This window comes from Mobiluncus holmesii ATCC 35242, assembly GCF_000185445.1.
Taxonomy (GTDB): domain Bacteria; phylum Actinomycetota; class Actinomycetes; order Actinomycetales; family Actinomycetaceae; genus Mobiluncus; species Mobiluncus curtisii.
On sequence record NZ_GL622346.1, the window covers coordinates 2028315 to 2043601 of the forward strand.

13 protein-coding genes and 1 tRNA gene are annotated in these 15287 nt (G+C 56.2%); 9 read left to right on the forward strand and 5 right to left on the reverse strand.

The features are described from left to right. Positions 1 to 178: 178 nt before the first annotated feature. A complete protein-coding gene (locus HMPREF0576_RS08645; RefSeq protein ID WP_004011509.1) occupies positions 179 to 412 on the forward strand; it encodes a hypothetical protein in 234 nt (77 codons plus the stop codon). Positions 413 to 576: 164 nt separating this feature from the next. Here the strand turns inward: HMPREF0576_RS08645 and HMPREF0576_RS08650 are convergent, their stop codons facing one another. Continuing rightward, positions 577 to 1695: an ABC transporter ATP-binding protein gene (locus HMPREF0576_RS08650; protein ID WP_004007985.1), complete on the reverse strand. Its 1119-nt coding sequence runs from the start codon at positions 1693 to 1695 to the stop codon at positions 577 to 579. 224 nt (positions 1696 to 1919) lie between these two features. On the opposite strand from HMPREF0576_RS08650, the gene HMPREF0576_RS08655 reads away from it, so the two are divergent. Further along, positions 1920 to 3515, forward strand: a complete 1596-nt coding sequence (locus HMPREF0576_RS08655) for a serine/threonine-protein kinase (RefSeq protein ID WP_004011510.1) — start codon at positions 1920 to 1922, stop codon at positions 3513 to 3515. 52 nt (positions 3516 to 3567) lie between these two features. On the opposite strand, the gene HMPREF0576_RS08660 is transcribed toward HMPREF0576_RS08655, so the two are convergent. Further along, positions 3568 to 3643: transfer RNA gene (locus tag HMPREF0576_RS08660), tRNA-Thr, on the reverse strand. A gap of 188 nt (positions 3644 to 3831) precedes the next feature. On the opposite strand from HMPREF0576_RS08660, the gene nadA reads away from it, so the two are divergent. The 7 genes from nadA to HMPREF0576_RS08695 all read left to right on the forward strand — a co-directional run bounded on the left by nadA (position 3832) and on the right by HMPREF0576_RS08695 (position 11589). Continuing rightward, complete coding sequence (gene nadA, locus HMPREF0576_RS08665) at positions 3832 to 4821, forward strand: quinolinate synthase NadA (RefSeq protein ID WP_004007987.1); 990 nt, start codon at positions 3832 to 3834, stop codon at positions 4819 to 4821. Positions 4822 to 4839: 18 nt separating this feature from the next. Next, the gene (nadB, locus tag HMPREF0576_RS08670; protein WP_004011511.1) at positions 4840 to 6432 is read left to right on the forward strand and encodes an L-aspartate oxidase; all 1593 of its coding nucleotides are present in this window, start codon (positions 4840 to 4842) and stop codon (positions 6430 to 6432) included. A 40-nt stretch (positions 6433 to 6472) separates the two neighbouring features. Further along, positions 6473 to 7387 (forward strand): carboxylating nicotinate-nucleotide diphosphorylase, encoded by a 915-nt coding sequence (gene nadC, locus HMPREF0576_RS08675; protein WP_004011512.1) that lies wholly within the window; start codon positions 6473 to 6475, stop codon positions 7385 to 7387. Between the two features lie 10 nt (positions 7388 to 7397). Next, a complete protein-coding gene (locus HMPREF0576_RS08680; protein ID WP_004011513.1) occupies positions 7398 to 8096 on the forward strand; it encodes a uracil-DNA glycosylase in 699 nt (232 codons plus the stop codon). Between the two features lie 93 nt (positions 8097 to 8189). After that, a complete protein-coding gene (locus HMPREF0576_RS08685; RefSeq protein WP_004011514.1) occupies positions 8190 to 8816 on the forward strand; it encodes a LytR C-terminal domain-containing protein in 627 nt (208 codons plus the stop codon). 222 nt (positions 8817 to 9038) lie between these two features. After that, on the forward strand, positions 9039 to 10667 hold the full coding sequence (gene groL, locus HMPREF0576_RS08690) for a chaperonin GroEL (protein ID WP_004007992.1): 1629 nt from the start codon (positions 9039 to 9041) through the stop codon (positions 10665 to 10667). 379 nt (positions 10668 to 11046) lie between these two features. Beyond that, positions 11047 to 11589 carry a hypothetical protein gene (locus HMPREF0576_RS08695; protein ID WP_004007993.1) on the forward strand — a complete coding sequence of 181 codons (543 nt, stop codon included), beginning with the start codon at positions 11047 to 11049 and terminating at the stop codon, positions 11587 to 11589. 108 nt (positions 11590 to 11697) lie between these two features. Here HMPREF0576_RS08695 and HMPREF0576_RS08700 read toward each other — a convergent pair whose 3' ends face one another. The 3 genes from HMPREF0576_RS08700 to HMPREF0576_RS08710 all read right to left on the reverse strand — a co-directional run bounded on the left by HMPREF0576_RS08700 (position 11698) and on the right by HMPREF0576_RS08710 (position 15225). Continuing rightward, positions 11698 to 11988 (reverse strand): WXG100 family type VII secretion target, encoded by a 291-nt coding sequence (locus HMPREF0576_RS08700; RefSeq protein WP_004007994.1) that lies wholly within the window; start codon positions 11986 to 11988, stop codon positions 11698 to 11700. A gap of 148 nt (positions 11989 to 12136) precedes the next feature. After that, positions 12137 to 13153 carry an HD domain-containing protein gene (locus HMPREF0576_RS08705; RefSeq protein ID WP_236585946.1) on the reverse strand — a complete coding sequence of 339 codons (1017 nt, stop codon included), beginning with the start codon at positions 13151 to 13153 and terminating at the stop codon, positions 12137 to 12139. Positions 13154 to 13302: 149 nt separating this feature from the next. Beyond that, positions 13303 to 15225 carry a sensor histidine kinase gene (locus HMPREF0576_RS08710; protein ID WP_004011515.1) on the reverse strand — a complete coding sequence of 641 codons (1923 nt, stop codon included), beginning with the start codon at positions 15223 to 15225 and terminating at the stop codon, positions 13303 to 13305. Positions 15226 to 15287: the final 62 nt, after the last annotated feature.

Consider the following 15287-nt stretch of genomic DNA (forward strand, 5'->3'; position numbering starts at 1 on the left):
TGAAATAGCAAAGAGCAGGTTTTGTACTGTTTAGTACAAAACCTGCTCTTTTGTCCGGGAAGCGTGCTGGATTCGTTTGGTTTCTGAGACGGGGTCAGTTTTTTGACCCGGTGTTGAATATAGCAGCGATGATTTTCTCGGGACGCATCAGGTTTCGCCGCGGTCAGTGGGGTAAGCGTTGGCGGTAAAAAAACTGGGCGATTCTGGCATCCAGAATCGCCCAGTTTCAACCGGCGGGTGGTTGGGTTTTGGTGGTGTTGATTACCTGCCGGTTGAGGGGGTTTATTCAAATAGCTTTCACAGTTGGGATGGGGCGGCATTGCGAACTGCCAACGCCATCGGAACCGTTTTCAAATTTACCCGTTTCACTCATAAACAGCAACTAAACTCGTCCGACCTGGCTGTTGCGTAAATGACTGAAAGCTCTCGAATTGAGCGGGGTCTTCCACGAAAAATGCGTGTCAAAATTACATGGGTGGTTCCCGCCTATGCGACGGGAACCACCCAGATTAGTTTGCGTAATTCGCCGAAATGCGACCCGACCTCATGCGCTGACCGGCGCATCCGGCGCGCGATTTAGTCGGGCAGGCGCTTGCCGGTGGCGGCGCTAAATACATGCTGATGACCGGGGGTAATCCGCACATTCATGACGCTGCCAGGCTTCGGAGCGGTACGCGGAGGTACCCGCACGACCAGGTGATCTTCTGTGACCGAACCCGAAGTCCCCTGTTCTGCACCGTCGAGGTGACCGTAGACGTAGCCGTCCGAACCGAGTTCCTCGATGATGTCCACCACGATGGGCATCACGCCATCGCCGGTGTCGGTGGTGATTTCTAAGTCCTCGGGACGGAACCCAATCGTGACCTCGCCACCGTCAGCGTCGGTTAGAGCGCTGCGCTGTGCGGCGGAAATCGGCAGGGAGGCGCCGTAGAGAACCGCTTCTTCGCCTTCCACCTTGAACTTGCGCAGGTTCATGGAGGGAGATCCGATGAAACCTGCCACAAAGTCGTTTTCGGGGTGCTGGTAAAGCTCATCTGGGGACCCGACTTGTTGCAAAATGCCGTCCTTAAGCACGGCAATCCGGTCGCCCATGGTCAGGGCTTCGGTTTGATCGTGGGTCACGTACAGAGTGGTCACTCCCAGTTTGCGTTGCAAGGACGCAATCTGGGTACGGGTCTGCACGCGCAGTTTTGCGTCCAAGTTCGACAGTGGTTCGTCCATCAGGAACACTTGGGGCTTACGCACGATGGCACGACCCATGGCCACGCGCTGACGCTGACCACCGGACAGGGCTTTCGGCTTGCGATCCAGGTATTCGGTCAAGTCCAAGACCTTGGCGGCTTCCTCGACGCGCTTAGTAATTTCGTCTTTCGGAGTGCCCGCAATCTTCAGCGCAAAGCCCATATTGTCTCGCACTGTCATATGCGGGTACAGGGCGTAGTTTTGGAATACCATCGCAATATCGCGATCTTTGGGCTGCACATCGGTAACGTCCTTGTCGCCAATCAGAATGCGTCCGGAGTTGACTTCTTCCAAACCTGCCAGCATTCGCAGCGAAGTAGATTTACCGCAGCCGGAGGGACCGACCAAGACCAGGAATTCGCCGTCTGCAATTTCCAAATTAAGCTCATCCACCGAAGGGGTGGTGTTGCCCGGATAGATACGTGTTGCTTTGTCGAAAGTAACAGTTGCCATAATAATTTAATCCCTTCACCGGCGGGTACGCGCCGGACGATCCGTTGTAAAGGCTGGATATGAAAATTTGTCGGCAACGGCGCCGACCTGACCATTATTCCAGATTCGCGCGTTCTTTTTCAGGTTTTTATGCACAAGATTTTTGGGGGTGGGTTGACGGGCACAGGTTCGTTCCGATTAGTGGTGTAGGGAAGCTGAGGCGGGGGTTGGTTATACTCGATTACATGAGCGCAAACGCCGAGTTATTGGGTGCCGAGATAGGCGGGTATGTCTTGGAGCGCCGGCTCGGGACAGGTGCCTCCGCCACGGTCTATCTGGCCCGTGACGGTGCCGGTAATCCGGTGGCGTTTAAACTGTTGGCTCCCGACGCTGATTTGGGGCAGCGCGATGGTGACGCTCGAGAGCGGCTTCGTTCCGAGGCGTTAAGTTTGAAACGGGTCAAAGTCCCTGGGGTAGCTGCTGTGATGGACCTGGAAGTCGACGGGGTAGATGCTTTTATTGTTACGGAATACGTCCCCGGTCCGACCCTGGCGGAGGATGTGCGGGTTTCCGGCGCTTGGCAGCGCGAGGACGCTTTGGAACTGGGGAACCTGCTGGCTGACACTCTGCGCGCAGTGCATGAATCCGGGATTTGCCATCGTGACATCAAACCTGCCAACGTGATTCTTGGACCGAACGGTCCAGTGCTGATTGACTTTGGGATTTCTTCCGTTCTGGAAAATACCAGCGGGCTGACACGAACCGGTTTGGTGGTGGGAACTCCCGGATTTATATCACCGGAGATTATCGAGGGACAAAAGGCGGGTTTTGCTGATGACTGGTGGGCGTTAGCGGCATTGCTGCTGTTTACTCTGACTGGGCGACCTCCCTTTGGAACCGGCTCGCCGACGGTGATTATCTCGCGGGTGCTGGCTGGGAACCCCGACGTGGAAGGGTTGGAAGTGCCCGTGGCGGAGGGTTTTCGCCGTGCTTTTGCTCCCCAGGCTCGGCGTAGCGTGGATTTCGCTGAGCTGCTCCGAGTCGTCGAGTTTGGCGCGAACAGTGCGGAAACCGCTACGACCGCGCTTTTGACCCCGGCGGTTCCGAGCGAACCGGGATACACGGTGGTGATACCCCAAGAATTGAATGGTAGGTACAATCTTGCGGGGATGGAGAGTCTCTCTGCCGGGATGGAATCCGCTCCGGAATGGTCTGCGGATGAAACTGGCGAAGTGGCTGTCACCTGGGGGAATGTGGATTTGCCAAATCCCTCGACGAGCGTAGATTCCGAGTCTTTCGCCAGTGTTGCTACGGGTGAACCCGGCGTCAAGCAAACCCCCGGTATGCTGCCTTTCCTGGGACTGGTTGGCGCGCTCGCTTGGACCGTGTGGGTTCCGTGGCAACCGGCAGTGTCCGGAATTATCGCGGTGCTCGGCTTTTGGGTGGCGGCAGTGGCGGGCTGGCATTGGCGTTCGACCCGGAAAATTCTTTCGTTGCCCGGAGCTTGTATCAAAGGCTTGGTTAGCACCATACCCGCTGCTGTTATTTTGGCGGTGGCGCTGCTTACAGTGGAGGAAATCCTTTACGGTCATAGAATCATGCTGCCCTCCGCGCTGCCCGACACCGTCACACTTTTTAGAACAAGCGTTCCAAAAAGTGTTTATGTCGCACAGGGTCTGTCCGGGGTGGCGCTGCTGACGGCGTGGTGGATTCCGCTCAGCGTCCCGCTGCGGATTGGTGCCAGGCGAGTGCTGCGGGCAGTTTTACCCACTCCGATGCGGCGTCTCATCTTGGGGTTGGCACTAGCGGGATTGGTCGCCGTTGTTTTCGTTCTGGCTTGAGATGGAGACGGAAGGGCGTACGGAAAGTATTGCCAGGGGATACCCCACAGAGTGGAGCCACTTAACAGACTCGAACTGTTGACCGTCCGCTTACAAGGCGGGTGCTCTACCAACTGAGCTAAAGTGGCGATGTTCTGATTTTCCCATAAATTTCCCCGCGCGACAAAGCCAGTATTTTTGGTGCCCACGTTCCGGGGGAAAAGCCGTTGATAAAGGGTTCTATAATCGAAGCAATGTCAAAACGAAAGTGACTCGAATCTTCGCGAGCTGTGTCAGGCGCGCTGTCCGGGAAACTTGAGGAAGGAAAGCCACCATCATGACTCGCAGCGCCACGGAAACTCAAGCCCTTCAAAAACGTATCCGCCAGCTGGCTCAGGAAAAAGACGCCGTTATCCTGGCACATAATTATCAATCCAGTGAAGTTCAAGATGTGGCGGATTTCACGGGAGATTCCTTGGCACTGTCCCGTTTGGCTGCCGATGCTCCGCAGCATACCATCGTGTTTGCTGGCGTTCACTTTATGGCGGAGACTGCCAAAATTCTTTCCCCGCAAAAGCGCGTTTTGATTCCCGACGCCACCGCGGGTTGTTCACTGGCGGATTGTATTACTGCCGAACAGCTGCGAGATTGGAAAGCCGCACACCCCGGCGCGATAGTGGTCAGTTATGTCAACACCACTGCCGCGGTGAAAGCAGAAACCGATATTTGCTGCACTTCTGCCAACGCTATTGACGTGGTGAAATCCATCCCGACGCAAACTGAGATTTTGTTCTGCCCTGACCGTAATCTGGGGGCGCATGTGCGGCGCGTCACCGGGCGGAAGAACCTGGTGACCTGGGATGGTGCCTGCCATGTACACGCCGCGATGACTCCCGACATTTTGCTGCAAGGAATCCTCGCCGCCGGGGACGCAGACGTCTACATTCACCCCGAATGCGGGGGTACGCAGGCAGCTGTGGATCTCATCGGGGCGGGTAAGCTCAGTGAGGAACGCGTTAAAGTGCTTTCGACCGGCGGAATGCTCTCGGAAGCGAAAAAAGCTCCGAAAGGTTCGCGAGTGTTGGTCGCCACCGAGGTGGGGATGCTGCATCCCCTGCGCAAAGCCAATCCGGAAGTCACTTTTGAGCCGCTCATGCCCCAGGCGGCTTGCCCGTATATGAACCAAACCACTTTGGAAAACTTGGTCAGTTGCTTGGAAAACGGTCGCGACGAAGTTTTTGTGGACGAAGACATTGCGGTGCGTGCCCGAGCCAGTGTGCAGCGCATGATTGCCATCGGTCACACGGCCTCGCCCCAGCAGCACTAGGTGTGGGGATGCACTCTCATGGATGTTAATTGGACAATGACGACCCCGGTCCTGGTGGTTGGTTCTGGGGCGGCGGGTTTGAGCGCCGTAATCAACCTGGTTTTTGCCGGGGTCGATTGCGTACTGGTGACGAAAAGTGACCTCACCGCCAGTTCTACCGACTGGGCACAAGGGGGGTTGGCTGCGGTTTGGGACCGGCGAGACACTCCTGCAGCCCACTATGAAGACACCATTGTGGCGGGGGCGGGCTTGTGCAGCCAGACGGCAGTGCGCACCTTGGTCCAGGAAGCCCCGCGCGCCCTGCAATGGATGATGCGGATTGGAGCGCGTTTTGACCGTAACGCAGCCGGGGAAATCGACCTCCACCTGGAAGGAGGGCATTCCGTGCGGCGTATCCTGCACTCCAATGGGGATGCTTCGGGTCATGAAATCGAGATTACGCTGGCGAAAAATGTTGCCGCTATGGACGGTGCGACCTGGGACACCGGCGGACAAGGTGAACTGAAAGTCCTGGAAGACTGCGAGTTGTGTGATGTCCTGGTCGATGAGAAGGTTCGAGCCTGCGGCGCCACGGTGCGGGATTCTCGGCGCGGATTCGGGGTAGTTTCAGCTTTTGCGGTGATTCTCGCTACCGGCGGAATCGGTCAGTTGTGGAATGCGACGACGAACCCCGAAGTCGTTAACGGGGCGGGTTTAGCAGCGGCGTTGCGTGCCGGAGCGATTGGACGCGACCTTGAATTCATGCAGTTCCATCCCACCATTTTTGTACCACCCGTTAAAGTTAAGGGTGACCGAGGGGTACTTGTGTCCGAAGCAGTACGCGGGGAAGGTGCTGTTCTGGTGGACGGGCAGGGAAATCGGATTATGCGCGGGGTTCACCCACAAGAGGACCTAGCGCCGCGGGACATAGTCTCGGCAGCAGAACAGGAATATATGGTGGCTCACGGCTTGGATCACCTGTACCTGGATGCCACCAGTTTCGGGACTCAGAAATGGAAAGAAATGTTCCCCACCATCTATGAGCTGGTTTCCAGTCGCGGGGTGGACCCCATTACTGAGCCTATCCCGGTTCGCCCCGGAGCTCACTACTATTGCGGCGGAATCGCGGCCACCATGAGCGGTCAAACGAACGTGGCAGGACTCTATGCCATTGGGGAAGTGGCGTGTACCGGAGTGCAGGGTGCGAACCGCTTGGCGTCGAACTCCCTGACAGAGGCCCTGGTGATGGGCAGTTTAGTCGCCCAGCAGCTGGCGGAAGTGGACTTACCGCAGCTGCGTCGGTGCCCGGTGGCGAAACCGGCAGCGATTCCTCAGCCGGTAGAAATTGCGCCCCCGATACTGGAACAGATTCAGGAAATCATGAGCCGCGACGTCTATGTGCTGCGCGACCGCGCTGGTTTGCAGCGGGCGCAGCGTGAACTGGAGAAACTGTCTCCCCATGCTACGCTGGTAGCCCGTGCCCTGGTAGCATCGGCCTGGACACGAGAAGAATCCCGCGGTACCCATCGGCGGACGGATTTCCCGCACCGTCGCGAGGAATGGCGCCGACACCTGGATGTGCAGCTGGGTCCGGACGGAACTTCCCTGGAAGTCAGTGTGACTCCAGTTTGAGCCCCAGGCGTGAGCCAGACATAGAAGGAAAGAGGGAACGATGTTACCGCCAGAAATCGCCAGCGCTTTAGCGGCAGCGAAGTTGGATTCGCGCCAGGTCGCAGACTTTATCGAGGCAACTCTAGATGAAGATTTGGCGTATGGACCGGACGTCACCACGGATGCCATTTTTGATGACACACTCACCCTCCAAGCTCGGATGGTGGCTCGTGCGTCGGGGTGCCTGGCTGGGGTTCCGGTTGCTGCCGCGGTACCTTTCGTGTTGGCGCAAAAGACCGGTGCCTCGACTCCGCAGGTCGCGATGCGCCGTCAGGACGGGGAACGGGTCGAGCCAGGCGATGTCATTTTAGAGATAACTGCTGGTGCCAGGACTATGCTGACCGCCGAAAGAACCCTGTTGAACCTAGCCAGTCAGCTCAGCGGTGTGGCGACCGCGGTGGCAGCTTATGTCGATGCGATTGCTGCTGCCTCCGGCGAAAGTGGAACGACAGGTACAAAAGCGCGGGTGCGTGATACTCGAAAGACGATTCCCGGAATGCGCGTGCTGCAAAAGTACGCGGTGCGCTGCGGTGGCGGAGAAAATCATCGGATGGGGCTGGGGGATGCGGCACTCATCAAAGACAATCACATTGCCGCAGCCGGTTCGCTGACGGCGGCAGTGCTGGCAGTACGGGCATATGCTCCCCAGATACCTTTGGAAGTCGAATGTGACACTTTGGAACAGGTTCGGGAGGCGACGAATCTGGGGGTAGGGCTGATTCTGCTGGATAATATGAACCCGGAAACCATGACTAAAGCGGTGGCGATTGCCGCCCCGCACGGAGTGAAAACCGAGGCCAGCGGGGGCTTGACACTGCGTGATGCGGCAGCGACGACCGCCAGCGGAGTGGACTATATCTCCGTGGGAGCCCTCACGCATAGTGCCCCCATTCTCGATTTAGCCTTGGATATGTAGGGAGCAGGCGATGCAAACAGGAGAGGAACGGGGTGGATTGGAGCGGATTATGTCCCCGGACTGGGCGCAAGTTATGGCTCCTGTGGAGGGACAGATTCACGCCATGGGAGATTTCCTACGCGCTGAGCTGGCGGCGGGGCGGGGGTACTTTCCGGCTGGAGAAAATGTATTTCATGCCTTTCAGTACCCCTTGGAGCGGGTAAAAGTCCTGATTGTGGGGCAAGATCCCTATCCCACCCCCGGTCATGCCATGGGACTGTCGTTTTCTGTAATGTCCGGTACAGAAATTCCCCGTTCACTGGTAAATATTTTTAAAGAACTGCACCAAGATTTAGGTTTGCCCTTACCGACTTCGGGAGACTTGCGACCTTGGGCTGAACAGGGGGTAATGCTGCTAAACCGGGCTTTGACCGTACAGCCGGGGAAACCTGCCTCTCACCGGGGTCGGGGCTGGGAAGCCATTACTGAGTTCGCCATCCGGGAACTTGCTAACCATCACGCCGCGCAAGGGCTGCCACTGGTCGCGATTCTGTGGGGTGCCGATGCACGTAGGACCAAAGAGTTCATGCCCCATGTGCCCTGTCTGGAATCTGTCCACCCCTCCCCGCTCTCAGCGTCACGAGGATTCTTTGGTTCCCGTCCCTTTTCTCGAGCCAACGAACTGCTGGTGGCGCAGAGTGGTCAGCCGGTGGATTGGCGCCTGCCCTGAGTCCGCCGGTCTGGAATCCATTTTTCGTTACTTTCCGTAGGGTTAACGGCGTGGGAACAGCCTGAAAACTACGATAATCCATAAGCTAGACACGTGGACGAAGCACGATACCCCGAGGATGAATTCGACCGTATTGGCAAAAACTTACCCCAGGGCGCTCACCGGCCTGGTCAGCCCTGGTGGCACGGTTTCTTGCCTTTTGTCATCGTGATTATTGCTGCGCCCTTGCTGGCTTGGGCCATGCTGCTCCTAATTGGGTCGCATCCCTCAACTGCTAATGATGCGGCGGGTAAGCCGCCAACGAGTCAAACCCCAAACGCTGTGGCGACGCCAAGCCCTTCTGAAACCGAGAAACCTAGCAAAAAGCCTGCGGAAAGCGCCGCACCCAGCGAGGAGCCGACTCAAACCACCCCGCCCACCGCCGAAACAAAGACCGAGCCTCGTGCGGCTGATAAAACTATCACCGTGAGCGTCTTGAACGCTTCGGGAATCAACGGTCTGGCAGCAAAAGTTAAAGACAAAGTAGCCGCGGATGGCTTCACAAAAGTATCCGCAGAGAACTTCCAAGGCACTAAGCCCTCGGCAAACACCATCTATTACCCCGCTGGCCACGAGGCGGAAGCGCGCGAGATGCAACGGATTTTGAATATCGACATGATTGTGCCTAAAGACGGTGCGCAGACGGTGCAAATCGTGCTGGTGAGTAGGCTCAAAGGGTAGCCTGACGGAGCATTTTGCGCAGCCTCACGGTGTGAACTCAGAAATTTAAAACTTGCACTCTCGGTGTGAGAGTGCCAAGATTGAGTTAGCACTCTCAATGTTAGAGTGACAAGTTGGTGAATGAGGCTGCAGGTCGCGCGGAGACGTGAACCGCCACAACCCCAGCCGTCCGTCGCGGGCATTCGCCGCACATGAACCTTATAAAAGCGGAGGTTGTAATAAATGGCAAAGATGATTGCCTTTGCAGAAGAAGCCCGTCGCGGCATGGAACGCGGCTTGGACCTGTTGGCCGACACCGTCAAGGTGACCTTGGGACCCAAGGGTCGCAACGTGGTGTTGGAAAAGAAGTGGGGCGCCCCGACCATTACTAACGACGGCGTGTCTATCGCTAAGGAAATTGACCTGGCTGACCCCTACGAAAAGATTGGCGCCGAACTGGTTAAGGAAGTCGCCAAGAAGACTGACGACGTGGCTGGAGACGGTACCACTACGGCGACCGTTTTGGCACAGGCTATTGTCAAGGAAGGTCTGCGCAACGTGGCTGCGGGCGCGAACCCGATTGCACTACGTCACGGTATCGAAAAGGCTGTAGACGCGGTAGTGTCTCGGTTGCTCGCCGACGCAGTGGAAGTTAAGACCAAGGAACAGATTGCCGCTACCGCTTCGATTTCGGCTGCTGATGAAACCATCGGTGGAATGATTGCTGAAGCCATGGAAAAGGTGGGTCAAGAGGGCGTCATCACCGTGGAAGAATCCAACACTTTCGGCTTGAGCCTCGAAGTCACCGAAGGTATGCGTTTCAGCCGCGGCTACATTTCTCCCTACTTCGTGACCGACGCGGATCGTCAGGAAGCCGCTTTGGAGGACACCTACGTCCTGTTGGTGGACACCAAGATTTCCTCTATCAAGGACTTGGTGCCGCTGTTGGAAAAGGTCATGCAGGCTGGTAAGCCGATTGCTATCGTGGCAGAAGACATCGAAGGCGAAGCTCTGGCGACCCTGGTGCTCAACCGCATTCGTGGCGCACTGAAGGTCGTCGCAGTGAAGGCTCCCGGTTTCGGCGATCGCCGCAAGGCTATGCTTCAGGATATGGCTATCCTGACCGGCGCCCAGGTCGTCAGCGAGGATCTCGGTCTGAAGCTGGAGAACGTGGGTCTGGAAGTGCTGGGTACTGCCCGCAAGGTTGTTGTCACCAAGGATGACACCACCATCGTGGACGGCGCTGGCGACAAGGATGCCCTGGAAGCTCGTATTCGTCAGATTCGTCAGGAAATCGAAAAGAGCGATTCCGACTACGACCGTGAGAAGCTCCAGGAGCGCTTGGCGAAGCTGGCTGGCGGCGTAGCAGTCATCAAGTCCGGTGCCGCTACCGAGGTAGAGCTGAAGGAACGCAAGCACCGCATCGAGGATGCTGTGCGCAACGCGAAGGCTGCCAAGGAAGAAGGCTTGGTTCCTGGCGGTGGCGTGGCTCTGATTCAGGCTGCCGCGGAGGCTTTCAAGGATTTGCAGCTGAAAGGCGACGAAGCGACCGGTGCCGCCATCGTGCAGGTAGCAGTGGAATCCCCGCTGAAGCAGATTGCGGACAACGCTGGTCTGGAAGGCGGGGTCGTGGCTGAGAAGGTCCGCCACCTGCCCAAGGGCGAGGGCCTGAATGCTGCTACCGGCGAGTACGAGAATCTGTTGGAAGCCAAGGTGGCTGACCCGGTGAAGGTGACTCGTTCCGCTCTGCAGAACGCTGCCTCTATCGCAGGTCTGTTCCTGACCACCGAAGCCGTGGTGGCTGACAAGCCTGAGCCTCCGGCTCCGGCAGCAGCTCCGGCTGGCGACGACAACATGGGTGGTATGTACTAAGCCAGTAGGCAACTGCTCGAGTTTTCATAACTTTCATCGGGGCGATTCCTGCTTTTGCGGGAGTCGCCCCGATGGATTTTATGAGTCCGTCATCCGTAAAACCACGGCGGTGGGGGGACAGCTTCGGGTTGCTACCGAGAAAATATAGGTGAGTATGTCATTACAAAGATTTGAACAATACCCGGAAAAAACCTTGAAATATACGCAAAAACTCCGAAAAAAGTCCTAATGAAAACTGAGGGGTTCCCGATAAATCAATTAGAGGTTACAATGTTAAGTAACAGCCGCAAGGATTTCTCGGTTTGGAACCTGGGAAAATCGTGTGGTGAGGGGCTGGGAAAACCCTGGAAATAGGAATTCGAAACTGAGGCAGGACGCGATGAAAAAGTTTTTGGTTACAGCAACGGCGCTGATGCTGGGATTGGCTTTTGCCCCGGCTGCATACGCTGAGAATTTGTCTACCCCGAGCGCATCCGGAGACTCCGCTGGCACGGTTATGCAGCACGTGAATCTGGATTCAATGCCCTCTGGTGCTTCCAATGTAGTGGTCAATCCCTCATCCCCCGCACCCACCGCTCCCTCCACTGCCGAACTGAACACAGGCGGCAGTGATGTAGATGTCCCGGCTGGACCTGAGGTCATGTACCCACAGGCTCCTGCCTCCGTTGCTAACGCGGAACCTCAGATTCACGCTAATGTGGCTCCCCAGGCTCCTGCCAATGCCAACGGACAAGCCAAGACCTCCATCTCGGCAATCAACGCGAATGCGCCACAAGCCTTTGTGTCCTCCCCGATTAAATCGGTTCCTGGTGTGGTTTCTTTCGTCTTTATCATGCTGCTGTGTGTGGGAGCTGGAGTGGCGGCTGCGGTCGTAATCTCGTTTGTCACCGGCAAGAAAATCAACTTGGGTCTGAACCGCTAAACACAAACAGCGTCCGACCTTACGAACTTCATAAAATGTTGAGAACTGAGAGACTTTGCGAGTCTCTCAGTTCTCAGTTTTGGGTATTTTGGTTTGTTCCAAAGATTTTTAGGCTCCGGCAAACAGCGCGGTAGCATTCGATTCCGCTTCAGCATAGTTCGCGGAGGCAGTATCTAGCTGTATACCAATCTGGCGAAGGTTATCCTCCACGGTAGCTTGGGTGGCGCGCCATTGAGCTGCTAGTGCCGCAAAAGCGCCGGACGCGGCACCGGTCCACGACTCTTGCAGAGTAGTCAGATTTGCCATCATCGCAGAAACCTGGGCGCTAACTTCCTCAGCGCAGGCACGGGTTTGGGCGCCGGCGGCAGCTACAGCATCGCTATCGACTTGAAATTGCATGGTGATTCCTTTCGTTTGAAACACTTAAAGCGCGGGAAAACCAAACTTTGGTTTTCGCACTCTCAAACTAAGGCAAGAGAAGTCAGCAGCCCAGATACAAAAAAATTACCTGTGGAAAACTCCGAAATCGTACTCCCTGTGGAAAACCCTATTCCTCCACGTCAGAAAGGGGTTTCAGACCGACTTCAGCGGGTTTAAGTGCTTTCATGACCATCGTGTCCATAGCTTCAGCGACGTTTTCGAGGGTCGATCCCAAATCTGCTTCGTCCGGAGGTGCATAAGGATTGACTTCGTCCGGTTCATCCGTATCTTCCGAATCCTGGTCCCGCGGAGCTGCTTCGGGCAACTCTCCGGTTTCGGGTTTGGTGGCAGTTTTCACCGGAGTGCCCTCCCTTGGGGTAGGCAGCATATCCGAAGTAGGTGCTGTTTCAGGAATCGCGCCGGTTTGAATAGCTGGCTCAGCCCCAGTACCAGCAATGTCCAATCCAGTAGTGCCGGTCTTTTCCAGACGTTCCAATTCTGCTCTCAGATTTTCGCGAGCCTGTTCTTCCCAACCCGCAGCGCCGTGAGTCCAAAAAAGTTGTGGGCGGCTCAGCAGGTTGCCGATGATTGTGGATCTGGCAGAAATAAAGCGAGCTTCATCGTAGGCAGCGTACTCACGGCGAATGTCCCGCAGGTATTCCAGATACTCTTGAGGATCCGCTGCTAAAACGCATAAATCCGCGTCTGAGAGCACTTGGGCATCAATGTCTTCAACTGCTTGATGGCGATATAAACCTCGGATGAGGTCCGTAATTTTTTCAATCCGGGCTTCACCAACGCCCAACTCAGCCAAAGAATCGGCAGCATAATCAGCTGAACCCAGCACATCCAGTCCCGCTTCACCGCGCTCTACTGCTGCTTCGGAAACATCAAAAATCGCACCGTGATACCACACTGCCAAACGGATAGCTTCCACGTCACGAGCCTGTTCGCTGAGAATATCGACGTTTTCCAGTGTGGTTTTGAGATATTCAAGATTATGAAAATGGCGCTCCGGAGCCATCCACCGCTGCGCCAACTCAGTGCCTACGGATTCGGCTACATCTCGTGGCGCCGTACCGCCTTCTGCGGCAACAGAACGGGCAAAACCCGTCAATAACCAAGCCGGTATTTTCTCGGCCATACACATCATCCTCTGTCCGCTTGGGGAAACCCAAAGCAACCTACAAAGTATATCTGTTTCTTTCGGTACTAACGACTTTCCTTAAAAAACCAAAGCTCCAGACAATAACTCCCGCGCTCTCAATGGCATCGGCGGGGAAAAACCCTCACTTAAGCGGAGCGCGGCGGGGGCGGGGGTGGGGGTGCAACTGTTGGTTTGGGAACTGGCTTAGCCACAGGTCGCGAGGGCGGTGCCACGGGGGGAGTTGGTGGCACAACGGGACTCGGCACGGTGGGTCGAGCCACTGGGGGAGTCGGTCTTGCGGCAGGAACAGCCTTCGTGTTTACTCCGGGCACACCCCGCGATCGGGATGCACTAGCGGTAGATTGCGCCGCGGAGAGCTGACGGGAGTTTTCCTTGGAGCTGGAGACCTTATTGATTGCGGCAGCAGCGGCAGCGAATTTCGCGGCTGGGTTATTCTTGTTTTCTCCTTCAGCATCCACGTGTGAGGCTTGGCAGGGCAGCTTAATCCTCACCGTGGCACCACCGCCGGGAGTCTGGAGCATCGCCACCGTACCGTTATGAGCCGAAACGATACCGGAAACGATAGCCAAACCCAGACCGGTTCCGCCGGTGGTCCGCACTCGTGACGTGTCAGAACGATAGAAACGTTCAAAGACCTTTTTGGCGTCTTCTGGGGCCACGCCCGGACCGTGGTCACGAATCTCTAAGACGGCGCATCGTTGGAAAGCTGGAATCTTTGAAGCCACGGCATTCTTAATAGGAGCTCCCGTTTCGTCGGGCCACATGTGGTATCCCACCACCACCTCGACGGGAGTGTTTGCCGGAGTATGCTGGCGCACGTTAGTTAACAAATTGGTGATGACCTGGGAAATCTTTTCCGCATCCACGGTTGCGTAGACACTGTAAACTTCCTCCAGCGTCTCATCTTCCATGTTCAGCAGCTGCAAATCGCGTTCCGGATCCAGCACCGCCATATCCGACAGAGAGTTCCGCGCCAAAGCTGTAATATCGGTGCGCTCGAACGTCATCGGACGATGTTCATCCAACCTCGCCAAAGTCAGCAAGTCTTGCACCATGTTGCCCATGCGGGTGGCCTCAGACTCGATGCGTGCCATGACTTCTGCCTGACGCTCCGGACCCACACCGCCCATCCGCGACAGCTCCGCGTAACCGCGAATTGCAGCGGTGGGGGTACGCAACTCGTGGGATGCATCAGAGACAAAACGCCGCATCTTACGTTCGGACAATTCCACGGCAGAGAACGCTTGTTCCAGGTTGGAAAGCATCACGTTCAAAGAATTCGCCAGGGATCCCACTTCGGTGGTGTTGGGAGCTTTCTTAACACGTTGCGTCAAATCTCCAGCCGCAATCTTGTTCGCAACTCCTTCAATCTCATGCAGAGGTCGGAAAGCTCTTCCTACCAGGTAGTTTGTCATCAAAGTGCCGACAATGGCGATGATCAATGTCGAGATTGTGATGGTAAACATAATGGCTTGCAGCATATTACTCTGCGGAGTCATAGACAGACCAACAGTCGCGGCTCCCGCGACCTTCCCCTGTGAAGTCAGCAAAATCGACAACACCCGCCACTTTTGACCGGATTTGGTCGACGGAACCGTCGTTCCGGGCATGACCAGGGAAGATGAGTTACTTATTGTGGGAATATCAGCTTTTTTCGGCAAGTATTGACGCTGTGGAATGCCCGACTTACTCTTCGTAGACGGGGTGATAAATTCACGATCCGGACGGTGCATCGAGCCCACAAACTGCACGTATATGTAGTAATCGCTGGGCATATTGTTGGAAAACACCGTAGTGTCCGAAAGGTTCGCGGCGTTGGGACCCATCACTCTAGCTGCCGCGGAAAGCTGGGCGTCCTGCTGGCTGGTCAGATACGACGAAAGTGACAGCACCGTTACGGTGCCAGCTAAGGACAGCGCCGCGACCAAGGCGACTGCAAAAATTATGGTCAGTCGCGTGGCCAAGGCCAGGGAGATCCACAGTTTCCCTATTCCACGCACTTGCCACTCCTCATCTGACTTGGGTGCCTCCTTGAAAACCCGACTCATTCCACCAGACGGCAGAGAAATGATTTACCCCGCCTCGTATTCTCATATCGCAACGGCGGCAG